This window comes from Candidatus Neptunochlamydia vexilliferae, assembly GCF_015356785.1.
Lineage (GTDB): Bacteria > Chlamydiota > Chlamydiia > Chlamydiales > Simkaniaceae > Neptunichlamydia > Neptunichlamydia vexilliferae.
In genome coordinates, this window is the sequence record NZ_JAAEJV010000001.1 from 1 (window position 1) to 23411 (window position 23411).

22 protein-coding genes and 1 tRNA gene are annotated in these 23411 nt (G+C 46.3%); 3 read left to right on the top strand and 20 right to left on the bottom strand.

Going from position 1 to position 23411, the window contains the following annotated elements; all coding sequences use genetic code 11:
• From NEPTK9_RS00005 to NEPTK9_RS00035, 7 genes are all read right to left on the bottom strand, one after another.
• The coding region (locus NEPTK9_RS00005; RefSeq protein ID WP_194846773.1) for an FtsW/RodA/SpoVE family cell cycle protein at positions 1–703 on the bottom strand (703 nt) is incomplete at its 3' end.
• Between the two features lie 645 nt (positions 704–1348).
• Complete coding sequence (locus NEPTK9_RS00010; protein ID WP_194846774.1) at positions 1349–1723, bottom strand: hypothetical protein; 375 nt, start codon at positions 1721–1723, stop codon at positions 1349–1351.
• 2 nt (positions 1724–1725) lie between these two features.
• Complete coding sequence (locus NEPTK9_RS00015) at positions 1726–3378, bottom strand: hypothetical protein (protein ID WP_194846775.1); 1653 nt, start codon at positions 3376–3378, stop codon at positions 1726–1728.
• A gap of 41 nt (positions 3379–3419) precedes the next feature.
• On the bottom strand, positions 3420–4034 hold the full coding sequence (locus tag NEPTK9_RS00020; RefSeq protein WP_194846776.1) for a LysM peptidoglycan-binding domain-containing protein: 615 nt from the start codon (positions 4032–4034) through the stop codon (positions 3420–3422).
• Positions 4031–5131 (bottom strand): Mur ligase family protein, encoded by a 1101-nt coding sequence (locus NEPTK9_RS00025; protein ID WP_194846777.1) that lies wholly within the window; start codon positions 5129–5131, stop codon positions 4031–4033. Before NEPTK9_RS00025 ends, NEPTK9_RS00020 begins: the two co-directional genes overlap by 4 nt.
• Complete coding sequence (gene mraY, locus NEPTK9_RS00030) at positions 5131–6228, bottom strand: phospho-N-acetylmuramoyl-pentapeptide-transferase (protein ID WP_194846778.1); 1098 nt, start codon at positions 6226–6228, stop codon at positions 5131–5133. The genes NEPTK9_RS00025 and mraY overlap by 1 nt, the downstream gene beginning before the upstream one ends.
• A 167-nt stretch (positions 6229–6395) precedes the next feature.
• Positions 6396–7625, bottom strand: coding sequence for a UDP-N-acetylmuramoyl-tripeptide--D-alanyl-D-alanine ligase (locus tag NEPTK9_RS00035; protein WP_194846779.1), 1230 nt, complete (start codon positions 7623–7625; stop codon positions 6396–6398).
• A gap of 94 nt (positions 7626–7719) precedes the next feature.
• On the opposite strand from NEPTK9_RS00035, the gene NEPTK9_RS00040 reads away from it, so the two are divergent.
• From NEPTK9_RS00040 to rsmI, 3 genes are all read left to right on the top strand, one after another.
• On the top strand, positions 7720–10914 hold the full coding sequence (locus tag NEPTK9_RS00040; protein ID WP_194846780.1) for a hypothetical protein: 3195 nt from the start codon (positions 7720–7722) through the stop codon (positions 10912–10914).
• A 45-nt stretch (positions 10915–10959) separates the two neighbouring features.
• Positions 10960–11030, top strand: a tRNA-Cys gene (locus NEPTK9_RS00045).
• A gap of 193 nt (positions 11031–11223) precedes the next feature.
• Positions 11224–12021 (top strand): 16S rRNA (cytidine(1402)-2'-O)-methyltransferase, encoded by a 798-nt coding sequence (rsmI, locus tag NEPTK9_RS00050; RefSeq protein ID WP_194846781.1) that lies wholly within the window; start codon positions 11224–11226, stop codon positions 12019–12021.
• Positions 12022–12148: 127 nt separating this feature from the next.
• On the opposite strand, the gene NEPTK9_RS00055 is transcribed toward rsmI, so the two are convergent.
• The 13 genes from NEPTK9_RS00055 to rpe all read right to left on the bottom strand — a co-directional run bounded on the left by NEPTK9_RS00055 (position 12149) and on the right by rpe (position 23380).
• Entirely contained in the window at positions 12149–13480 is a 1332-nt protein-coding gene (locus tag NEPTK9_RS00055; protein ID WP_194846782.1) for an ATP-binding protein, read from the bottom strand.
• A gap of 179 nt (positions 13481–13659) precedes the next feature.
• The gene (locus tag NEPTK9_RS00060) at positions 13660–14544 is read right to left on the bottom strand and encodes a hypothetical protein (protein ID WP_194846783.1); all 885 of its coding nucleotides are present in this window, start codon (positions 14542–14544) and stop codon (positions 13660–13662) included.
• 11 nt (positions 14545–14555) lie between these two features.
• Complete coding sequence (locus tag NEPTK9_RS00065; protein WP_194846784.1) at positions 14556–15851, bottom strand: hypothetical protein; 1296 nt, start codon at positions 15849–15851, stop codon at positions 14556–14558.
• Positions 15852–15881: 30 nt separating this feature from the next.
• Positions 15882–16373 (bottom strand): hypothetical protein, encoded by a 492-nt coding sequence (locus NEPTK9_RS00070; protein WP_194846785.1) that lies wholly within the window; start codon positions 16371–16373, stop codon positions 15882–15884.
• Between the two features lie 28 nt (positions 16374–16401).
• Complete coding sequence (locus NEPTK9_RS00075; protein ID WP_194846786.1) at positions 16402–17193, bottom strand: hypothetical protein; 792 nt, start codon at positions 17191–17193, stop codon at positions 16402–16404.
• Positions 17194–17324: 131 nt separating this feature from the next.
• Complete coding sequence (gene rfbA / locus NEPTK9_RS00080; RefSeq protein ID WP_194846787.1) at positions 17325–18125, bottom strand: glucose-1-phosphate thymidylyltransferase RfbA; 801 nt, start codon at positions 18123–18125, stop codon at positions 17325–17327.
• Entirely contained in the window at positions 18122–18682 is a 561-nt protein-coding gene (gene hpt, locus NEPTK9_RS00085; RefSeq protein WP_194846788.1) for a hypoxanthine phosphoribosyltransferase, read from the bottom strand. The genes rfbA and hpt overlap by 4 nt, the downstream gene beginning before the upstream one ends.
• A complete protein-coding gene (gene accC, locus NEPTK9_RS00090; protein ID WP_194846789.1) occupies positions 18615–20042 on the bottom strand; it encodes an acetyl-CoA carboxylase biotin carboxylase subunit in 1428 nt (475 codons plus the stop codon). The genes hpt and accC overlap by 68 nt, the downstream gene beginning before the upstream one ends.
• Entirely contained in the window at positions 20039–20503 is a 465-nt protein-coding gene (gene accB, locus NEPTK9_RS00095; protein WP_194846790.1) for an acetyl-CoA carboxylase biotin carboxyl carrier protein, read from the bottom strand. Before accB ends, accC begins: the two co-directional genes overlap by 4 nt.
• Before the next feature lies 1 nt (position 20504).
• Entirely contained in the window at positions 20505–21065 is a 561-nt protein-coding gene (locus NEPTK9_RS00100) for an elongation factor P (RefSeq protein WP_194846791.1), read from the bottom strand.
• 2 nt (positions 21066–21067) lie between these two features.
• Complete coding sequence (locus NEPTK9_RS00105; RefSeq protein ID WP_194846792.1) at positions 21068–21742, bottom strand: HAD family hydrolase; 675 nt, start codon at positions 21740–21742, stop codon at positions 21068–21070.
• Positions 21726–22691 carry a gluconeogenesis factor YvcK family protein gene (locus NEPTK9_RS00110; protein WP_194846793.1) on the bottom strand — a complete coding sequence of 322 codons (966 nt, stop codon included), beginning with the start codon at positions 22689–22691 and terminating at the stop codon, positions 21726–21728. The genes NEPTK9_RS00105 and NEPTK9_RS00110 overlap by 17 nt, the downstream gene beginning before the upstream one ends.
• Positions 22688–23380 carry a ribulose-phosphate 3-epimerase gene (rpe, locus tag NEPTK9_RS00115; RefSeq protein ID WP_194846794.1) on the bottom strand — a complete coding sequence of 231 codons (693 nt, stop codon included), beginning with the start codon at positions 23378–23380 and terminating at the stop codon, positions 22688–22690. Before rpe ends, NEPTK9_RS00110 begins: the two co-directional genes overlap by 4 nt.
• Positions 23381–23411 lie beyond the last annotated feature (31 nt).

The following is a 23411-nucleotide window of genomic DNA, read 5'->3' on the forward strand; positions in this document are numbered from 1 at the left end:
CCCCCGACCCCCCCGCAATCTTTGCCTGATAGGGTTGGTGCCCCTTTCCTAAAAGGTCACTTTCTGGGTGGAGATAGACCCGGATCCGGTGCTTTACATGGGGCATTTGAAGGGCTGCCGTTACCCCTAATCCCCCAATCACAAGGACAGGAAGAAGCCAGTAAAACCACTTGATCCGGCAAAGAAAAAAAAGGGCCATGAAGGTGACCATCATGATCGCCACCGTCCCATTATCAGGTTCGATGAGGATAAGGAAGAGGGCTGGAGCAATCCGCGCCACAATGAGGTAAAACCGCTTCCAGGTCATCCTCTCTTCTTTCAGAAATAGGTGAATAAAGTAAAGGGGGGCAATTACCTTCATAAACTCGGAGGGTTGAAAAGAGATCGAGCCAAAAAAGATCCACCGGTGGGCCCCATTTAATAGGCGGCCAATCCCCGGTACAAAAACGAGGATGAGAAGGGCTGTCAGTCCATAAAAAAGGTAGGGGGAAAGGGCTAAAATTTTCCGGTATCCGAAGTGAAAGGTGAGAAGAGCAAAAATAGCCCCGAGACAGCCATAGATCAGCTGCTTGATAAGAGCATGGTGGGTGCTTACCTCCAAACTTCGATCGATCACCTCTGCCGATGAGGTGCCAAAAACCATGAGCACCCCAAGGGCAAATAGAGCAATCACAAAAGAGAGGAGAAAGTAAACGCTTCTCATTTTTTATACCCATTCCGATTCAAATTTGGGTTTTCCCTGCGCCAGCATCTCCAGCTTTACCCCCCTCTGCATCGCCCCTATCTCCTGGATAGGGGACTGCTTCGATGGGGCTAAGGAGCTGGGCAAAAATAACTTATACATTTCTGCAACCATAACATCTTCATCTGCTTTGTTGCAACTCCTTGAAAGCTAATAAGCTTCCTGCGGATTTGCGCCGCGCAGCTAAAGCGCTATGGCACCAGAAATGCATGAGTTATTTTTGCCCAGCTCCTAAATCTGGAGCGCTGGCTTTGGCAAACCTCCAAATTTGAATCGGAATGGGTATAACCGTTCCTAAAAAAGCCTGAAACCCCAGTTTCTTTCATATGGTAATTTTCTCAAAGAACTTTTCTTTTTCCAGCTGGCTTCATGTTCGATCTCACAAACTTACAAAAGTTTAGATTTGATCTCCACACTTTGCCAGCCGAAAAAATCTCAACCAATCTATCCTCAATTTTAGGGTTGACAGAGCACTAGGTGGGCTTGGATAAAGGTGAGATTCATCTGTATTTCTTCCTACAGGGTTATCGTTTGCATCCAGATATTCATCACAATCAATATGAGCTTCTAGAAAACTTTAATTGGTTGGCCTATAAATGATTGGAACTACATTAGGGGATTTTTTTTCAGTTCTTCATACAATCGCCTTCCAAATTTCCTAATTTCACCCCAAGCAGGATCTTGACAAATCTCTTTATCACTTTTCATAATGGTCTGTTCTCCAACCTTTTTTGTATCATCGTAGTTGATCAGTAAATCATAAAACCTTTCGAGATCTTGACGTTGCTTAGCTGAGAGGGTGGACCATTTTTTGACAGACTCGCAAGGAGAGATAAACCCTTCAAAAATTTCTATAAATGTATTGAACCCTTCATAATTACCATGAACCCAAGCCTTTTCCTGTTTTTCTGCATTGGAAATGTCATCAAGGCTATCTAGAAAAATATTTTGATAGTAAGCTTGAGTTTTTTTATCTAACATACCTATTCTTTTTGGGTTTTGTCCGAAATTTTCTTAAAATCATATTCAGCATAATCAATGTGAGCTTCCGGGGAACCTTTATCAACAACATTCCCATCTTTATCATAGAATTTATCTTCAATACGGTGTTTTACATAGGGTTTTCTTTGGCATTCATTAGGGCTATTAGGATTAGCGGGCATAACCCTAACTTCTTCTTTATAATATAATTCACCATTCTTTTTAGTAGTTTCTAAGGTATATTTCACCCCTCCTCCTTTTCTAGAGGATTCTACATTCCAATTTTCAGGCACTCCTTCAGGCCTGGGAGGGACATTATAGCCTTTCCCTACTAAATCATTTCTTATTTGGTTTTCTCGTTGGAATTGAGGAGTATTGGGTAAGCCTCTTGTGAGAGCAGAACCAACAGCAGCTCCTCCTACGGCAACCCCTGTAGACCTAGCGACAGCAGCAGTACGGCCAGCCGCACTTATTAAGTTGGTACCAGAAGCAGGAAGTCCTGGAGGAGGCAGTGTTCCCATAACGATTTTAGGTTGACTATCCTCATGCTCCACCGCCGGGTAGTTATCTGCCTGATCTGTTCCAAAAACGCTATCAATCCACTCATGACCTTCCCTAGACCCAGACATAGCTTGGTGAAATCCATGAGCAGCAGCTGAACTCTGCTCCTGAAAGTTTTCCTTAAACGTCTCCCAAAGCGTTGGCTCTTCTTTAGGATCAACATTGAGAACTTCTGAAGGAACCTGCGCATACAACGTCTCTTTAATCACGCTAATCTGTTCTTGAGCAACTTCTTCCATAGCTTCAGAGTTAGAGTTTCCATCTCTATTAGCGACAAAAGGCTCACTGGTTTGAGGTGAGGGGGGTATCGGTCGTGAAGACTCTGGGATTGTTTGGGCTATATCAGCATTGCTTTCGTCTTCAAATTTCACATCTCCAGGCTTATTCACTCGAGGACGCCCTTCTGAAACATCAGAAGCTCCAGCTGCTCCAACCATGCCAGCTGCTACAGGAGTTCCAGCTCCTTTGGTAGCTACAACAATCACAACAGCAACGACAACAACAGTAGCAACAATCACTGCTTTCTTGTGCTTCTTGACAAATTTTTTGGTCTTTTTCCATTTTTTTGAAAGCCAACTCTTACATAAAATAACCTTGGGCTGCTGATATGATTGGTAGGAAACAGCAGGAATGATCGAGCACTTTTCCCCATCGAAACTAGAAAACCACCACCAACTCCCCTCATCATCCAGACCTTCATCCTCGTCCGAAAAGAGCCACTCAATGTCTCTTTCCAGCTCTTCTTTTCCCTGGGTGTCCCAATCAGGAACCCCATTGCGCGCTAAAAAGGCCATAAATCGCATCGCTTCATCTAGGCCCCAGCCACCGTCTTCCTCTAAAATCTCCCCAGATTCCACCATCTCGACAAAAGACATGATACTTGAAAAAGAGAGGTTGTCATAAGACAAAAGATCCCAAACAGAAGAAGGACTACTCTTCAACTCATTTTCAAAATCAAATGGCCCACAAGCATTTAACGATACATTAAGAAAGATTGCAGGGATACATAAGACAAGTAGAAAGCGAAAAAGCTTCACAGCAAACTCCCAGCTTAATAAAAACAAACGGTAACAGGTTTTCTTAAAAATAGCCAAGGAGTTTCTTAAAAAAATCCAAGCACTTGTCAGTAAAATGATTATTGGATTTTTAAGCGGTCACCTGGGCGCAGTTTCTTAGCCTTCTCTTCATCCAAATTGTTGAGACGGAGAAGCTCTTCGACCTTCAGCCCATTTTTCTGCGCGATCGTCCAGGGACTGTCTCCCCCTTTGACCACATAGTATTTTTTCCCATCGACCGCCTCTTTTTTAACGGCTGGCCGCTTTGGGGGAAGCTTGAGCTCTTGGCCGATCTGGAGACGGGAGTTGGTCAGGCGGTTGAGCTTCATAATCGCATCAACACTCACCCCATGGGTGCGGGCGATCTTCTCCAAGACATCCCCCTTTTGGACCGTCACGATTCGTAGAGGGCTTTTCGGCACGACTTTCTTTTCTTCTTTAGGGGCTGGAGCTAAAACAGGAGCAGGAAGGAGAGCTTTTTTCGCCTCTTCCACTTTGGCCTTGGCGGTATATTGACTGATCACCTGATCGATCGGATCTTTTGCCTTGGTAGGGGCGATGACAATCTCTTCTGGAGCTTTTTGCTCCCCCGCAAGCTCTAGCTCACCCCCTTTCTTCAGGGAGCTGACAAAGAGGGTCACTAAAAGCCCCGCATTGATCAGCACCGCAACAATAATAATATCTCTTCTGTTCATCTTCTTACCTCTCCAACGTAGCTTTTAAACCTTTCTCCCCTTTCTTCATAGTTTCGAAACTGATCGAAACTGGCGCAGCCGGGCGATAACAGGACCGTCTCTCCTTGGGTCGCTTTTTCCTTGGCTGCTGCAACCGCCTCTTCGAGGTTCAAGCACCGCTTGACAGGGACCAGACCGCCCACCTCTTTTTCAATTTGGGACGCGGTTTCCCCAATGGCAAATACCTCTTTTACCTTCCCTGGAAATTCCTTTTTCCAGTTTGCAAAGGTTCCTTGTTTGCTCTGCCCTCCCGCAATCAGAAGGACTTTTCCCGGGTTATTTTCAATCGCATAAAGGGTCGCTTCCGGGTTCGTTCCTTTGCTATCGTTCACAAAGCGAACGCCCTCTATCTCACCGACAAACTCCATCCGATGCGGGGGGCTTTTAAAACTTTTTAGCGCCCGACCAAAATCTTCTCGTGCGATCCCGAGACGTTCACAAACGAGCCAGGCCGTTTCCCCCCAGTATCTCTCCCTTCCTGTTAGTTGTAAATAAGAATCGGCTAAATCTTTGATCCGCTTTTTGGTATTGGCATATTCTTCGAAAGAGCTATAGCGATCCAGGTGGTCGGGAGTGATGTTGGTAATGACAGAAAGCTCGAGACACGGCGTGGTCATCGTTTCGAGTTGAAAAGAGCTGAGTTCAACAACTAAAAACTCATCGGGGTCGGGGTTGCATGCATATTCGGCGAGGCTATTTCCCACGTTGCCAAGCGCGCGCGCCTTGATCCCCACGCCGTTTAGAATATGGGTTAAGAGAAGGGTGAGTGTTGTTTTTCCATTGGTCCCAGTAATGCCGATCGCCCGATTTTTTAAGTTACGAAAGGCGAGTTCCGCCTCCCCAATGACATTTCCCTTGGCTAAGGGGTGACTACGGGGAATGCCAGGGGAAAGAACGACTAAATCAACGGGGCCGATCGTGGCTGTTTCGGGAAGGACGGTGATCCTTTCCACCGGCTCGGGCTTCCGGTCGACACCGACCACTTCCCATCCTTGTTTGAGGAGAAGCTTTGCCGCTCCCCTTCCACTTTTACCGAGTCCTATAACGAGCGCTTTCATTACTGAAACTTAATCGAGGCTAAGCCAAAAAGGGCTAAGATGAGTCCAATCATCCAAAAGCGGACAACCACCTTTGGTTCGGGCCACCCCTTAAACTCGAAGTGGTGGTGAAGGGGGGCACACCGGAAGATCCGCTTTTTATTCCGGAAGCGGTAACTGAAAACTTGCAAAATGACCGACAACGCCTCAAGGACAAAGACTCCCCCAACGAGCGCTAGTAAAAACTCCCGCCGCATGAGGACCGCCGCCGTTCCCAAGATACCGCCAAGGGCAAGAGAGCCGGTATCTCCCATAAAGACCTGCGCTGGATACCCATTGTACCAAAGGAAACCGAGACAAGCCCCCGCCATCGCCGAGAGGTAGATGGCAATTTCGGCGCTCCCCTCGATGTAAGGGATATTGAGGTAGTGGGCAATCGTCACATTGTTCGATAAGAAAGCAAAGACCCCAAAGACAAGGGCGACAAGGAGGGTACATCCCGAGGCAAGACCGTCGAGTCCATCGGTCAGATTCACCGCATTGGATGAGCCAGTCACCACCACAATGGTCAGGAGAAAAAAGACCGCCCCACCCGCAATGAAAAAGGGGGTTTTCTTAAAGGGTAAAAAGTAGGCCTCATAACCTCCCATCCAGATCAAGTAGACAGCGAGAAGGGCTGCAAAGAGGAGTTGCAACCCAAACTTTGCTTTCGCCCGGAGCCCTTTTGAGTTTTTGTGCTTCATCTTTAGGTAGTCGTCGATCCCCCCTAAAAAGCCGAGCCAGACCGTTGCAACTCCAAGGATCCAGGTGAAAGAGCTCCGCGGATCCATCCAGAGAAGAAGAGCGATGAGCATCGAGATGAGGATGAGAACTCCCCCCATCGTTGGCGTCTTCTTCTTTTTTTGGTGGAGCTCTGCAAGTGTGGGGCAATCTTCGACCCGGATCGACTGCCCTGTCTTTAACTTGTAAAGCTTATTGATACACCAAGGGCCGAGTAAGATGGTGAGGAGGAGGGTGGTGATCGCAGCAAGAACCATCCGCGTTGAGGAATAGAAAAAAACGGACGGGATCTTCACCGCCGTATGGTATGCTAAGTACTGTAAAAATAGATAAAGCAATTAATGAACCGATCCGTAAGTTATAATATTCTTAATTTTCAGTTGATTTCTAACAGATTTTTGGAAGCTGATTTGAGCACATTGTCCAAAAGACAAGGGTGAAAAATCAGCTTCCAAAAAGATGTAGAAAGCATGGAAAGAAAGGATGTTAGAATTTATGGATCGGTTCATACGCCCTCTAAAAGAGTCCAAAGCTTAAGAGAGTTTGACCCTTTGATTAAAACTACGTCTTCCTTTTGCACAAGCTCTTTTAAGCGGGATGCTACCTCGGCCTTTTCATGAAAGAGCTCGACCGGTTTCCCCCCCTTTTCAAAAACGTCGACCATTGGCAAACACTCTTTTCCTACGCAGAGGAGATGGTCGACCAGAGGGAGGGCATGCTCAGCCACCTCTCGATGGCTGTTTACCTCAAAGGGGCCCAGTTCTTTCATCGCCCCTAAAAGCGCAATCCGCCGCTTTCCTTTTGGTAAATTGGAAAGAGCGGTTTTGACTGCCTCTGGAGATGCATTATAGGAATCATCGATAAAGAGCGCACCCTTTTTTTCAATCTTTTCAAACCGGTGGTCAAAGGGTTTGAGCTTTTGCACTCCCCGCTCAATTTCCTTCTCGGTCATTCCCAAGTAGCGCGCGATGGCAACAGCAGCGCCGACGGCTTCTAATAGATGAGATTCCGTAAAAGGGCCGGGAGCTTTGTCAAACCACTCTTTAGGGATGGTGAGGTTTTGGACCGGCTCAAAACTTGCTGTCTGCTCATTTAAAAAGGCGCGCTCCATCCGCTTTGAGGTAAAAAGCTGACACTTTTCCTCTGCAATTTCCTCAAGAGGGTTTCCATGAACCAAGGTGAGCTTGGTCAAAATTCCAATGTGGGGATGGACGATGTCAACAAGACGCTTGAGCTCCCCTTTTTCACTCATCCCCATCTCCAAGACGATCACCTCAGCGCTCAGGTCCCCATTGAGAATAGTGAGGGGAAGGCCCACCTGGGAGTTTAGACTCGCCTCACTCTTCATCACCCGGAACCTTTCCCCTAAAACGGTCGCTAAAAACTCTTTGGTCGTTGTCTTCCCCACTGTCCCAGTCACTCCAATGACCGTCCCTTTTGTCTCCTTGAACATCTCCTTCGCAAGAAAATGTAAAGCCCGATTTACATCATCCACGCGGATCAGTTCCAGGCCGAAATCTTTTCCTTGGTACGCTTTAGAGACGACGGCGGCCACTCCCCCCTTTTTTGCAACCTCTTCGAGGAACTGGTGACCATCGACCCGCTCTCCCTTGAGGGCAAAGAAAAGGGAGTCTTTCTCGACTTCCCCACTGTCTATGGCAGTTTGAACAACCTCCTCCATAGATGTCGAATTACTTTCCAAGATAGCAGCAATTTCTTTAACCGATTTTCTCATCCTTATCCCTAGGAGCCAACTGGGAAGATATTGGTTGACTTTTATTTAAATTTCAAGCAGGATTTGCATAATCTTTTGGAATAGGAGTTTAATCTTGAACACAAATAGTATTAGTTTTGCCGCTGCTTTGAATCATTTTGGAAACTCAACCAAACAGCTTGTTGTTTCAACATGGAAATCCCCCTTTACAGGAGGGTGGAAACGGACCGTGCTAATAGGTCCCCCTGTTCTTTTCATAACCTCTGCCGTATTCGCTGCAATTTTCACTGTAATGTGGGCGGTTCTTAAGGTGAGTGCAGGGATGTTATTTAAAAACAGAAATGAGGACGGTCAAGATCGGACCATTACTGTTGAAGTTAACCGAAACATTGATGTGCCTATCCTCACTACTTCCCAAACTGACCCAAATAAAAACCAGAAACAAACCTTCTTTCAGAGTAACAACCATGCAAGCTCTTCTAACGCAAACATCGTTAAGCATATTCCTCTCGACCAAGGCAAAGAGCGGAATGAAGCGTTTATCGAGCTTTTAAAGCTTTTCGATGAGTATATTATCGACCCTGCTCTTAATAAAATTGAAACGTTGCGTCAAGAAAAAAACCAAACCGAGGACACGAACCTCCTCATTCACAAGAGCGTTTCCAATATCAATAACAACAAGCCTGCGGCTTTTGATAAAAGTCTAGGGTTTTGGTTTGATCTCATAGAGACCAACCCCTTCTTAAGGGTAATATATGAAGATAAAAAGGCTTTAAAGAAATGTCTTAAGGCGATGACACTCTCTTTGCTCAATAAAACCTGGAGCGCTTCGGAAAAACTCTTTGTTAAATGGCAAACCCCTCACGAAGTAACCCTTGAAGAGGTTTATGCTAGTGTTCAAAGTCTCGATATCGATGACAGCGAAAAGAGCGCACTCTTAAAGATCATTAAGCCCGAGAAAAGCAGCCTTAGTCCATCTAAAAGCGTTGACAATCTTAGCGCTAAAAGTTCAGGCTGTGTTACACAGTTTCAAACCCATATTACCAATAGCAACAAACTCTCAGATGGGAAAAAGCAAGAGCTTTTTCTCCTCTCATTGATGCTGAAAAAAGCCACGACAAGTAAAAAAACGACAAATACCGCTAATGAGGAGGAGTTGCGTAAAAGCTTTGCTCTCTTGATCCATCATGGTGTGGCTAATACCCTTAAGTATGCCCCTCCTGTCCTTGAGGGATGGTTTAAAGTCGCTAAAGGTAACCCTACCATTTCTAAAGCTTTAGATGACCTATCTAGCAACTCTATTACCGATAGTTTTGTTTTTAATCAGCAACTTATAACCAACAAAAATAAATCCTCTTCAGCCTCAAGCAGCAAAAAAAGCAAAGCCAGCAGCAAACATGGGGATAAAATTATCGATACCGTTCAAGCGCGGCTTCAAAAAGAGTATCTAAAACCTCTACTAGAAGCATATCTGAGCAGCAATGGATTTAGTGAAAGCGACAAAAAAATCAAAGATTCTTCGCAAGTGATTCAAAACTTTATCAGCGGAAAGAGCGATGAAAATGCATTTCTTAAGTCTGAGGATGCCAAAAAACTTACACCCGATCAATTTTCAAAGTTTGCTTGGAAGCGTGCAGTCACCTGTATGCTTGAAAAAGACAAAGAGCTCCATGCTTCGCTATTAAAAACCTTTAAAAGCTTATCAGATCGTCTGAAGCCGCTGGTCAATCATAGCTTAGATACTCTCCATGGCTCAGTTGCCGGGATTTCCCTTGAAGAGACGGTTCCTAAAGTGACCGATTATGTGATCAACCTTCTCCGCTGCTGTACGACGATGCAAAGGGTCCGGGCAAATCAGCCTTCCAAGAAATTTCCGCCTATCATAACAGCCTTAACAAGGAAAAACATCGAAAAAGAGGAAGCTAAAAAGATTAGTCAGATTTATGAAACCACCCCTAAACACCTAGAAGGGCTAACGATTCTCCATAATCTTGAGGGAGCACATAAGGATGTTAAGAACCAAAATGAAAAGCTTTGGATTAAAAACACCTTAAACCGATTGAAAGCGCTTCTTTCTAAACAGACTGAAAAATCATGGCTCCATGCTTTATTTCAAGACCACTCGGATGATGATCACTCCGGTTTCCTTACCGTTATTTCTTTTCTCAAAAATCAGGCTAAAAAAATTCCTGGACTGGAGAAACTTGTCAAGCCTTACCTTACCGGAATGCAAGCATCTGTTGAGAATAAGATCATTTCCCAAGTTCAAGCGAAGCTCGACGAGTTTACTTCCACCGCTCACGTCAATAAAATAATGGCAGAAGGGATCCTAAAGTGGTTTGAAAGATTTGCCAGCAATGTCAATGAATGGAACCAAAACTTGGGTATGGTAAAAAAGGCTTATAAGCTTCTTGATAAAAAGCAGCGGGAAATGTTGAAAACACGCTTAGACAACAAACGGTTTTCAGATTTACAAGATACTTCCAGTGTTTACGACCAGAGAGGTTTAGACAGTGGTGTAGCAATAACTAGGGAAATAGCACAAAAAAAACCAACAAAATATCTAAACAACATCTACTTCCGCCTTAAAAGAGAGAGAGACCTTCAAGAATTTAACCGCCTTAAAATGCTCATTTCCATCATTGTAAAAAATGACTTAACTTCTAAATTTAATGAAACGCTTGTCGGTATTTTAGTTTCTACAATGGAAGAATCGCTCACCCTCTTCTCGTTCCAAGAAGTTGTTAAACACTGGTTTTTTTCAATGACGGACCTCCTTCTTGATGCTCTCGAAGGGGGAGTCGGCAAGAAGAAAAAGCGTCATAACCAAGGTGACAGAAGCCAGAAACCATCCTTACTTAAGTTTATTAAAACAAACGATAGCCAGAAATTCCCCGGACAGCGCGAAGAACTTTTAAATGAGCTTCTTCATCTTATGAATAACAGTAGAAATGACCAAGCAAAAACAACATCAGAATGGCTTATAACCAAAGGGATTAATTGGATAGGAAGTGCCTCTCAGACAAACCTAGCAAAAAGTGTTTCGAAGATGCTAACAGGAAACACCGTTTGGGAAAATTTGGAAAAGGGATTTGCAGATAAACTGAAAATTTCTAGTAAAGATATTGCAAATGAGCTTATAGGGCGAATAGTCAAGTTCGGGACCGATGAAGATGGTCTATCAGATATGCTTCTTAAAGCGCTTAACAAATCAAAAACCGATATAAAGATCGAAGACAACAACGCTTCAAGCAGCTCCTCTTACTCCAGCAGCAGCTCAAGTTCTAGTTCCTCATCGAGCTCGAATTAAGACTTCTTGAATCGAATTCAAGCATAAGGTAGAATGAAACTCTTTGGTGGCATGGCCAAGTGGTAAGGCAGGGGCCTGCAAAGCCTCTATCCCCAGTTCGAATCTGGGTGCCACCTTTTTTGGGACGGGAATAGGGGAAGCGAGGGGAAAGCTGCTTGTGGAGGAGAAGCATCTACGGCGTTAATCTCCTCACCAATAGCTAAGGCTATTGGACTCGTCGATTAACTTGTATCTGCTCCCCCTGCACGACGCATCTTCCACCCTCGCTTCCCCCAATCCCGTCCCGGCTTCAGGAGAGAGAGAGAAAATATGTTATATGTTGTTGCGACACCTATTGGTAACCTAAAGGATCTGAGCCACCGGGCCATTAAGGTGTTGAAAGGCGTCGATTTAATCCTGGCTGAGGATACCCGAACCAGCCAAGTCCTTCTTAAGGCTTATGGGATCGAGACCCCCATGAAGAGCTTCCACCTCTTCAACGAGAGGAAGCGGGAGGCGGAGGTGATGGAGATGCTTCGAGGAGGAAAGCGGATGGCGCTGATCTCTGATGCGGGAACCCCAGGGATCTGCGATCCCGGGGCCGGGCTGATCCGGCGCTGCCGAGAGGAGGGGGTCAAGGTGGAGGTGGTTCCTGGCCCTTGCGCTGCTATCGCAGCTCTTAGCTTGTATGGGAGTAAGGAGCGGTTCCAGTTTATCGGCTTTTTGGCTAAGAAGGAGGGTGAGCTCAAGCAGCAGCTGATTGACATCTTACATTATCCTGGTCTTTCGGTCGCTTATGAGAGCCCTCACCACCTGATGAAAACGCTTGGTTTGATGAAGAAGGTGGCTCCTGAGGCAAAGATTTTTGTCGCGCGGGAGCTGACCAAACGGTATGAGGAAACGGTAGAAGGAACGGCCGAGGAACTCATGGCCCATTTTGGGGATAAGATTCTTGGAGAGTTTGTGCTGGTTTTCAAGGGAAAAGAACGTCCTTTTGAAGAAGACCCTCGCAAGCTGGTAGAAGAGCTTGAGAAACGGTTTGGGATTAGCGGCAAGGAGGCGCTGGTGGTCGCCGCTAAACTCTTAGGACGGCCTAAGCGGGAATTATATCGGGACTTTATGGGCTAGTGTCTAGTCTATCAAAGGTCTTTAGGGAAATTGCGCCCAGATTTTTCGAGCCTGCAAGGAACGGAGACCGATGGAAGCTTAGTCAAGTTTTCGAGATCGAGTCCGCCGCAGGGGCGGAAAAGATGGGTCAATTTAACAAAGAACTTTGTAGACTAGACACTGAGTAGAGTGGGTAGTGGTGGGTCCCTTTTTGTGGGTCGATGGAAAAGGGTTTGCCACTAAGGACAACGCGCGTTTCGGGATGGTACTTCTCAGAAAAGACTTTGAGACTTTTTGAACGGGTAGTTGACCCTGACTTTACTTCGATCGGAATGACTTTCCCCCGCGACTCGAGTAAAAACTCGAGCTCTGAGTTCTTTTCACTCCAGCAAAAGAGTTCTCTATTTTGACTTAACATTAACTCTTGTGCCACAAAATTCTCTGCAAAGTATCCTTTATAAGTCCCATAGTCATACCCCAAGATGAGTTCGGGAGATAAGTCACACATGCTCCCTAAAATCCCTACATCAAAAAGGAGAAGTTTGAACTGGTTCTCTTTGGTAAAACCTTTTAGGGGAAGATTTGCAGAGTTTACAATATGGACTTTGAGAACAAGTCCTGCAGCTTCAAGCCAATCAATGGCAGTTGCTAGGCGGTGGTAATGGCTAACTCCAGGAATAACCCCTCGAAACTTGAACTTCGAGATGGAACCATCTTGAACCTGATGGATCTGCGTTGGAGCAGAGCGAAAGATCCGATTGATATGAAGGGCATTGACCTTCCCAGAGTGTTTAGCCATATCAGCATAGTAGGCAATGACGAGCTCTTTCTGCTTGGCTCGCACCTTTTCAAAGGCTGTAAAGAGGTCATCTTGGTATTTACAATAAGTGGCTACAGCTTCGGGCATCCCCCCAACAATCAGATAGTGCTTGAGCCGTTCCCATAAATGGTGGTGAACAATCTCAGAAATCTGGCTCTCTTCGTTGAGGTTTCTAAGAATCTCAACGGATTTTTGGTCATCAGCCGCCTCTAAAAACTCTTCAAAAGACATAGGGCGCATCGTTAGAAAGGTCACCTTCCCTACGGGAAAGGAAAAAGGGGCCAGGTGAATTCCAAGGAGAGATCCAGCAGCACAGAGATGAAGCTCTGGAAGTTTCTCATAGAAGTACTTGAGGCTTGTGAGCGCTTTGGGGCAAGCCTGAACCTCATCGAAAATGAGGAGATCGGTCTTTAGGTTGATCGGCTGGCCGAGATGAAAGCTCAGATCTGTGATAATCCTCTTAGGATTTAGATCCTCTTCAAATAGAGAAAGAAGCTTCCCTTCCTCCTCAAAGTTAAGGTAATGGCATGTTTTATACTCCTCCCCAAACTTCTTGAGAAGGTAAGTTTTTCCTGCTTGCCTAACCCCCCGAATCACAAGGGGTTTCCGATCAGGGTCACCTTTCCATGCTAAAAGTTTATTTAAAAAGTCTCTGTTCATACCCCTATCGTAGCGAAAAGTGACATTTTTGTCACTTTTATGGGGGGTAAAAATGACAAATTTGTCATTTTTATATGGGTAAAAAGTGACAAAAATGTCACTTTTTATAAGAAAAAGGACAAAAAAAAGCCGTTATGCTAGATCAGCATAACGGCTGTGATTGAGGTGTTTTAGTTAACTTATCTCGCTCCATTCGCTGCGTCTATCTCGCCAATCGTTTGGTAAAGAGCATTCAACCAGCTGAGGAGCTGCTGACTCTCTTGTCCCTCTTGACTTGAGAATGCTGCAAACTGCTGCCCAAGACCATTGAATCGCTCTGCTGTTGCTCCATTTAGAGTTGCCTCGTACTGCTCCTCGGCAGCCTTGATCTTGGTTCCTCCTGTGACGACGCTTGCGACAACCGGAACCATCTGGTTCCATACCTGCATATACTGCTGGTTGGCCATGCCAAGCTCTTTCATCTTGTCTCTCGCCTGCTTGTTCACCGCTTCTCTTTCTGCAGGGGTCGCAAGCTGAAGAACTTCTTCATCTGTAAGTGGTGTTGTTCCATGCGAAGTCACGGTAATCCTGGATGGACCGTTCTCAAAGTCAACCCCGTTAACAAGGGCGTCAATCCGCGCTCTTACTTCTGGGCTTCCTGCTAAGGTGTTCGCTGGCATATCGGTCACCCCAGCTTGCGCTACTCCAACACCTCGGGTCGCTTGATCAAAGGCCTGCGCATTCTGCATAGAATCAGTCTTATTTAACAATGACTGAGCGCCAAGTCCTCCTACGAAGGCACCTAAAGAAACTCCTGCTGAGCCAACAAGTCCCCAACCTTCAAGGCTGGTAGCAAACTTTTGGTTTTCCCCTTGCTCTTTCCTGGCTTTAAAACCATGCCTATTTACTTTAATCCCTTCCTGCTGGTTCATCCGCTGAAGCTCGTAGTAAAGATCGGCTCCTTCTAACGCTGTAGTCGCTGTGTCTAAAAGGGTGCTCGAAAGAGCTCCTGCGGGGCTCACCGCCCACTGCACAGCTGAAGGGACTTCTGTTTTCTTCTCTGTAACTTCTATATTTTTATTCATATTATGACTCCTTATATTGCTTCTAGTAAGCTATCTGCTCCCACAGAAGCTACATCGATTAATTGATCAACGCCTTGGAAAAGTTCTCCATTTTGCCGATAGGTGTTTTGCTCGGCTTTTTCTAGCTCATTCATGTCTCCTAGGTCTTCCTTGATAACGTTATCAAGGAACGCAAGCTCTCCTTGACACCCTGCCAAGGCTTCTTGGATTTTTCCAAGGCCAACGGTTACAACTCCTTGACCAGCCTGAGGAATGGCTGCTCCAATTCCAAATGTCGCTTGAATTCCGTAGGCAAGCATATTGAGCTTTACCTCATCCATTCCTAGAAGTTGTCCTGTGGCTGAACGGAGCCTTTTAATGATGTTTGTTGGAGAACTTTCATCTTCTCCTTCTCCAATTGCAGATTTTCCTCCGGCAATCGTGATGATCAAAGCGGTTAAAAGCTCAACCACTTCAGTGACTATCGCTCCCACTTTTTGGTCATCCTTACTTTTATCGATAAGCCCTGCTGCTACGGCGTTTCCAATGACATTGGTCGCCATAGTCAGCTGCACTGCGTTGTACCCTGCCTGCTTGGCAACACCTTTAAGAAGCCTTTTAGCTCCAGTAGCAGCTTCCTCAGTCTCTGAAAGAGCTCCCTGGACAGCTCCAGCAGCCGCTCCAGCCCCTAGAGTTGTAGCAGAACCCGCAACGGCAAAGATCAAACCTGCAAGCATCTTACCTAGGAATTTCGCTTGTTTATCGTCTACTTTCCCCGAACTTTCTAGGTTTTTTGCAATCGCACTCCCTAAGGCTTTTACCCCCTTGGTAAGCACCCCTGTCTCAGAAAGGGTTGTTGTGGTTGCTGTTGAAACAGCAAAGGCAATGACCCCAGCGCTAATCTCAGGGGCGACCCAAGCGGTTACCGCAATCGAAACGATTGCAAAAATTGGTCCAAAAATCTTCGTAAATAAATGCCATTTTGCTTGCTTTTCTAGCTTCTTGATCTCTTTATGTGTGTTTTTAACCGCTTCGTCAGCTTCTTTTTTACCGGTTTCTGCTGTTGTTCCTGCATTGGCTAGCTCTAGATTCTGTATAGAGTATTGGTACTCCCCTTCTAGGAGAGTGATCTTTGAAATAAGGGCCGCAAACTCATTGACTAATTGTTTAAGGCTTGTGGGCGCTGCCTGCGTCTTTTCAGCATGGCCAAGAGCCTCTTTTAAGGCGCTTAAAAGAGCGGCATCAATCGCCTTTCCTCTGGACTCTACCTTGCTTTGCTCCTCTAGAGAGACAAGCTGATAACTGTCTGTTTGCACAACGTGTGACATAATTTTTCACCTTAATTTTATTATTTTTTATTAAGAAACTGACTGTATTAAGCTTGCAAGGAATCCCATAAGCGCTGAGACCGCTCCCATCACCTGGCTATCCTGTTTAAGTCCTTGTGCTCCACTTGTATCGGCCTTATTCGTGTCTTTAAACATCGCCTCAACGCCCTGACTTTGCGTTTGAGTGACCTGCCCATAAAAGGAGTTTTCACTCTGAGCTTCCGACATGAGATTGTTCATCTTACTTGTGGCATTATCTCCATCCAAATCATAGGTCGATCCTGTGTTTGGATCTGTAACGTGGTGCTCCCCTTTGCTATTTGTACTATTTCCATCGTAAGCCTTCATGATGTTATTCATGAAGGTTAACTGCTCTTGCTGCTCTGCTCCCCCTTCCTTAAGGATGTAAGCAAGCCCCGAAACAAGAAGCGCTTCCCAACCAGCAGACTGTATCATCTCGCTGACATTTGAACTATACTGCTCATTGGAGGCTTCCATCACTATAAGTGCTGCATTTTCCATATTTTTCCCCTTATTATATTTATTATCATTAATTTGGCGTCTGCTTTTGGACCATAAAGGTCTTCTGGGTATTATTATCTTTATACATTCCAGCTACCGATGCTAAATACTGCTGGTTCATTTTCTCATCAAACTGAAGGTCACTCACGATCTGACCAGATAGCTGCCCCTGAAGCATCTGCAGCTTACTCATAACGTCTCCGTAAGCCTTAAGCTGCGCTCCTCCATCTCCGGTACCACTCATATTGATCGAGCTTTCATAGGCTTGTTTAACCTGAGCTGCAATCGCCTCAGATAAGGGCGTATGTTGGTTACCTGGATGATATTTTCCTTCCGCAAGATAGGTTCCAAAGCCCACAGGCTGCCCACCTGTTATAGATGCCGGAACCGTAAAGGCATTTAAGTCATCAATTGCTGTATTATAAAAGGAGCTCTGCCCTTTAAAAGGACCATTCGGTCCAAAGTACTTATTTAAGTCTCTGCAGTAGGTGTTTGCTTCGGTTGTAAATGCATTAGCTTGAGCCTCAAACCAACCTGTATCATCTGGGTTGTTTTTTAGAATGCTGATCATATTATTAAACGAAGACTGCATCGCAGCTACATCGTTATTAAGAACACTCATCGCCGATTCCGCACTGGCAAAAATAAGGGTCTCAGAGTCTGCATAGTTAAGACCTGTCTGTACAACAGTGGTCATAAAGTATTGCAGAGCAAGACCTGGATTTTCAGCAGCAAGCGCTAAAAAGTGCGCATATTCAGCCTCCAGCTCCTTTTTAAGAGCGCTACGTTCCGCAAATGCCTGCTGTGGAGTAATTGCCATCGTCATAAACTACCTACTTTTTATTACTTAATTTTATGGATCAATCTTATTAAACTGGATTGCCCCTAAGATTATTATAGCAGATTCTTATTTATTTTTAAACAGAATCTTAGTATTATTTTATAAGTAATTTATTTACAGTCATTTGAGATCCAACTATTTTCGCGAGCGATCGCCTCGATCGAGCCGATCTGGACACCCTGACGCTCTTGGATCGCCTGAACATAGTTAGAGGCCTGGTGGAGGGCCTCAAAGGTCCCTGTATCGAGCCAGGCGAAGCCTGGATCGAAGAGATGGGCCCTTAAGAGGCCACGGGCCAGATAGGCCCTATTGACGTCGGTGATCTCCAATTCCCCTCGAGGAGAGGGTTTCAGGGCTTTAGAAATATTAACCACCTCATTATCATAGAAATAGAGACCGGTCACTGCGTAGGAAGAGGGGGGCTGGGCTGGTTTTTCGATAATATCGACCACCTCCCCTACTTTATTGAGGTCTAAGACCCCATACCGCTGAGGATCTTTGACTTGGTAGCCGAAAATGATTCCTCCTTGCTCAAGCTGGCTACAGCTTTTAAGAAGGGTGGGAAGGGTATTGCCGTAGAAGATATTGTCCCCCAAGATCAGAGCGACATTCTCCTCTCCTATAAAGGACTCCCCTATTATAAAGGCCTCAGCGATGCCGCGGGGCTCTTCCTGCTCAGCGTAAGAGAGTTGAATTCCCAAATGGCTTCCATCGCCAAAAAGGGCCTCAAAGCGGGGTAAATCGTGAGGGGTAGAGATGATTAGGACCTCCCGGATCCCTGCCTGCATGAGGACAGAGAGGGGGTAGTAGATCATCGGCTTATCGTAGATAGGGAGGAGCTGCTTACTGGTGACAAGGGTTAGGGGGTGAAGGCGGGTGCCGAGCCCCCCGGCTAAGATGATTCCTTTCATATCTCTATCGCATAGATGTCGGGTAAACCCCGGTAATATTCCTTATAGTCGAGACCATACCCAATAGCGAAACGATCTTCAATCTCAAAAAGGGTGGTATCGGGACGGTAGTCGATTTTTCGGGGAACATCTTTCGATAAAAGGACAAGAGAGCGGAGCGATGCAGGCCCTTTTTGTTTCAAGGCATCGAAGACTTGGCTTAAGGTGTCGCCTGTATCAAAAATGTCATCAACAATGAGGAGATGTTTTCCTTCGACTTGAAGGGTATCAAGTCCTGAGATTTCGAGCTTTCCCTTTTTCATCCCCCCTTCTCCATAGCTGCTACACTGGATCATCTCAAAACAGACCGGGAGGTGAAGGTGGCGCATCAGGTCAGACACAAGGACGATCGCCCCTTTTAGGATCATGATGATGGTAAGCTCTTTATCGGAGTACTCTTCTTCTAGCTTTCGGGCAACTGTTTCGAGCCGTTTCTCAATCTCTTCAGAGCTAATGAGCAGCTGAAGCTGGAGATTGTTCGTTAGAGGTTTTTTCTTCTGCAGGGCTTTTTGATTCATCGTGTATAAATTTGCATCCTTCTTCGATCATGCCATCGATAAAGGCGAGGTTATACCCCTCTCCACTTAGGAAGGTGGGGTTTTCAAGCATATATTGGTGGAAAGGGATGGTCGAATCTACACCACCAATGTGGAACTCGCGAAGGGCTCTCTTCGCAATACGGATGGCCTCTTCTCGGTCTTTTCCCTTGACGATCAGCTTTGCAATCATCGAGTCGTAGTAAGGGGGAATCCGATAGCCAGAATAGCACGCGCTATCGACCCGAACATGGGGGCCACCTGGCGGGATGTAATACTCTATGAGCCCTGGAGAGGGCATGAAGCTCTTTGCAGGATTTTCTGCATTGATCCGGAACTCAAACACATGTCCTTCAAAGCGGATATTTTTCTGTTTGTAGGGAAGTTTTTCTCCCATCGCCATTTTGATCTGTTCTTTGATCAGGTCGATCCCGGTTAGCTCTTCAGAGACGGTATGCTCGACCTGGATCCGGGTATTGACCTCCATGAAGTAGAAGTTCTTCTTCTCGTCGAGGAGAAACTCAACCGTTCCTACCGTGTGGTACTTGGCCGCTTTAGCAAGGTGGACCGCCGCATCTCCCATCTTCTTCCGCATGTGGGGAGTTAAAACAGGGCTTGGCGTTTCTTCAATGAGCTTTTGACGCCTTCTTTGAATGGTGCAATCGCGCTCCCCTAGGTGGACATAATTTCCATACTTGTCCCCTAAGATTTGGACCTCAACGTGGCGGGGGTTCACGATCATCTTTTCAAGGTAAACGTCAGGGTTTCCAAAGGAGACCTCTGCTTCGGCGCGAGCCGCTGAAAATTGTCTCACAAAATCGTCGGGATCACTCGCAATCCGGATCCCTTTTCCGCCGCCGCCAGCAGTGGCTTTGATAAAGACGGGAAAGCCGATTTTTTTTGCTTCTTTAAGGGCAACATCGACCGTCTCGACAATGCCATTTGAGCCGGGAATAACGGGGCAACGGACACTCTTTGCAATGCTTTTTGCTTGCGCCTTATCGCCGAGCATCGCAATGGTCTTTGCGCTTGGTCCAATAAAGGTGATGCCAGAGCTTTCACAAATGGAGGCAAAGTTGGCATTTTCACTTAAGAAGCCATAGCCAGGATGTACCGCATCGGCTCCTGTAATTTCACAGGCAGAAAGGATGTGGGGGATCTTGAGATAGGATTGGCTTGAGGGTGCTTCCCCGATACAAACCGCTTCGTCAGCATAAAGGACATGGAGCGCTTCTGCGTCTGCTTTGGAGTAGACGGCAACGGTCTGAAGTCCTAGATCGTGGCAGGCTCGAATGATTCGAACCGCAATTTCCCCTCGGTTTGCAATTAATACTTTTTTCATTTGATTCGCAAAATTTTGGTTCCAAATTCTACAGGTTGCGCATTATCGACATAAATTTCAGCAACAACACCGCTCTTCTCTGCTTTTACCTCGTTCATTACCTTCATCGCTTCGATGATACAGACAACGGTTCCCTCGGTCACGGTATCTCCTACCTTGACAAAGGCGTCATCCTCCGGAGAGGGGGAAGCATAGTAAGTTCCCACCATCGGAGAGGTAATATCTTCTCCTTCAGAGGGAGCAGCAGGTTTGGCCGCTTCTTTTTGCTCGGTGATTTGCTCTGGAGCAGGAGTTTGAGCAACTGGCATAGGTGCTGGCATGACTTGTGGGTAAGGGGCCGCTTCGAATTCCGCTCTTCGCTCTAGCTCAATTTTAAAGCCATTTTCTTCCTCAAGGGCGACTTTTGTCATTCCCTTATCTTCCATGGCTTCCATCAGCTCTTTAATCTTATCTATATCCACTTTATATCCTCTGTACATACTCGCCAAGGTGGGTATCGACCTTGATGATGTCTCCCACCTCGATAAATAATGGCACTTCTATTTTTGCCCCCGTTTCCAAAATTCCTATTTTGGTCGCGTTAGAAACAGATACCTTTGATTTCATATCTTCTAGTTTGATGACCATCAGCTCCAAGAATTGGGGAAGCTCGATCGAAAAGATCGTGTCACCATAAAACAATGCTTTAATCTCAATCCCCTCTTTGAGATAATTGACCTTATCTCCCACCACATCGGCAGATACGGTTACATTATCGAGAGAATCGATATCGAGGAAAAGGTAATCCTTTCCTTCTAGGTAGAGGAACTCGAGGCGCCTTTCGCTTAAGGTGACCTCTTCCACCTCTTGGTCCACTTTAAAGTTCTTTTCAATCACCTCATCCGACATAAGGTTCTTGAGCTTCGTCTTAATGAAGGGGACCCCCTTAGCAACGGTAACCCGAACACTTGTTTCGACCCGATAGATCTTCCCATCGATCGAAAGGGTACTTCCCGGAGAAATTTGATTACTTGTCGTCGTCATTGTCACCCATTTTTAAAGTTTTCCAAAAGAGATTTTAACTCCCTCAGATGTAATATAGTATAATCAACATCCTTTTTAAATCCAGTATTACCTAGGCCGCGCCCCCACTTTAATTGGACGGTCTTATACCCAAGCGCCTTAGCTGGAGCAAGATCAAGAGAGATTCGATCCCCACAAACAACCGCACTCTGTGGAGAAATTCCCATCTCTTCGCTCACTTTCTGGTAAATCTTTTTTTTCTCACCCTTCTCACAAAAATAAAGTTTAGTAAAAAAATCTGTTGAAATGCCAGCTCTTTTCATCTTTTCCCTCTGAATTTTTTCCTTCCCCTTTGAGACGAGGACGAGAGGATGGTTCGCGTGGAGCTCTCTTAACACCTCAACCGCATCTTCGACCGGTTGGACCCCCTCGGTAAAGAGAGGTTTTTCATAGACCGCCTTCAGCGCCACATCGAGACACTGCGACGGAGCCCGGTTGATCTCCAAAAACTCTTCGATCGCCTCTCCTGCACTGAGGTGGTAGGTATTTAAGCGTAAAAGTTCCTGGTAGGAGCGGTTAAAACTTGCCATGGAAAGGCCGACCCCTTCCATCTCTTTTAAGGCATGCTTTAAAACGGCGGGGAGGATCGAACCGCTGGTATCGATCAATGTATCGTCTAAATCAAAGATGACTAACAATTTTCATCAACTCTTTTGTCACTTGTTTCGAATTGTGGCGGATCAAGCTCCGTTTAATTAAGGTATCGCCCACCCGACTTTCTGCCACCTCTCCTAAAAGGGGGGCAGAGACAATGCGCGGCTCTGTTAAATCGTTTTGAACAAGATCCCCTTCCTCGGCATATTTTTTGATCAACTCTTCTGTTGGCATCTGGTTGTTGACCAAAATATAATCGAAGATATCATCTCCTAAATACTCGACCACATCGCGGATGTAATCGCTCACCTTGTAGCCCATCGTCTGCCCTTTCCGGTTCATCAAGTTGGAGACGTAGACCTTCTTGGCGTGGCTTTCCTTCAGGGCGCGCGCCACCCCTTCCACCAAAAGAAGAGGGATGATCGAGGTGTGCAACCCTCCCGGTCCCAAAACGATCAGGTCGGCATTTTGAATTTCAGAAATCGCATGGGGGTTTGCCTTTGGGAAAGGCTCGAGGTAAATCTTGCTATATCCCTTTTCAATCTCGTGGGAAAGGTAGATCTCCTTTTCTCCCTCCAGAATCTTCCGGTTGTTGAGGATCATCTTTAGACGGACCTGGTGTGTCGTCACCGGAATGACCTTCCCCTTGATGTAGAGGATCCGTCCCATCTCTTCGACAGCCCGCTCAAAACTCCCCGTCACCTTTTCCAAAGCCGACAAAAGTAAATTGCCCAAGCTATGGCCGCCGAGCCCCCCATTTTCAAAGCGGTAGTTCATCACACTTCGCATCAGCCGCGACGAGTCAGACAGGGCGACCAAACACTGCCGCACATCGCCTGGGGGAAGGACCCCCAGCTCATCGCGCAAAATGCCGGTGCTTCCCCCGTCATCTGCCATTGAGACGATGGCGCTGATGTCAACATCGTGACTCTTCAGCCCCCGCAAAACGGTAAAGTTCCCCGTTCCGCCCCCCATGACAACCACTTTCTTCATCCGCGGAGCCCCGTGATTTTTTCTTGCATGTTATCGCCCTTAAACAGGTAGGTTCCCGCCACCAAATGGTTCGCCCCCGCCTCAATACAAAGAGGAGCCGTCTTATCATCGACACCCCCATCCACCTGAATGTCAAACGGAGGAAGTTTCGGGTCGACCTTGCCCCCCTGCCGGACCCCCAGCTTGTCGCACAACCCGCGGGTAAACTTGATCTTTTCAAGGACATCCGCAATAAACTCCTGCCCCCCAAAGCCGGGATGGACCGTCATCAGGAGGAGCTTGTCACATTTGTCCAAATATTTTGGGATGAGCGACTCACTTGTGTCCGGGCAAAAGGCGAGCCCCGCATGGACCCCACATTTCCGGATATACTCGAGCGTTTCTTCCACATCTTCGGTCGCCTCGATGTGGAAAGTGATGCAGTCGGCCCCATTTTCAATCAGCCGCTCGATATACTCGAAGGGCTGATAGACCATGATGTGAACATCTAAATAGAGCTCCGTGGCCCGATTCATCGCCGCCAGTCCCTTCGGGCTCAGGCTCAGGTTGGGAACAAAGTGGCCATCCATGATGTCGAAGTGGATCGCGTCGGCGCCCGCATCCTCGGCCCGTTTCGCCTCATCCGCGAGGTGGCCAAAGTCTGCGGCAAAGATGGAGGGCTCGATATAAATTTTTTCTTTTTGTGACATAGCTCCCCATTATGAGCGAAAGAGGAAATAT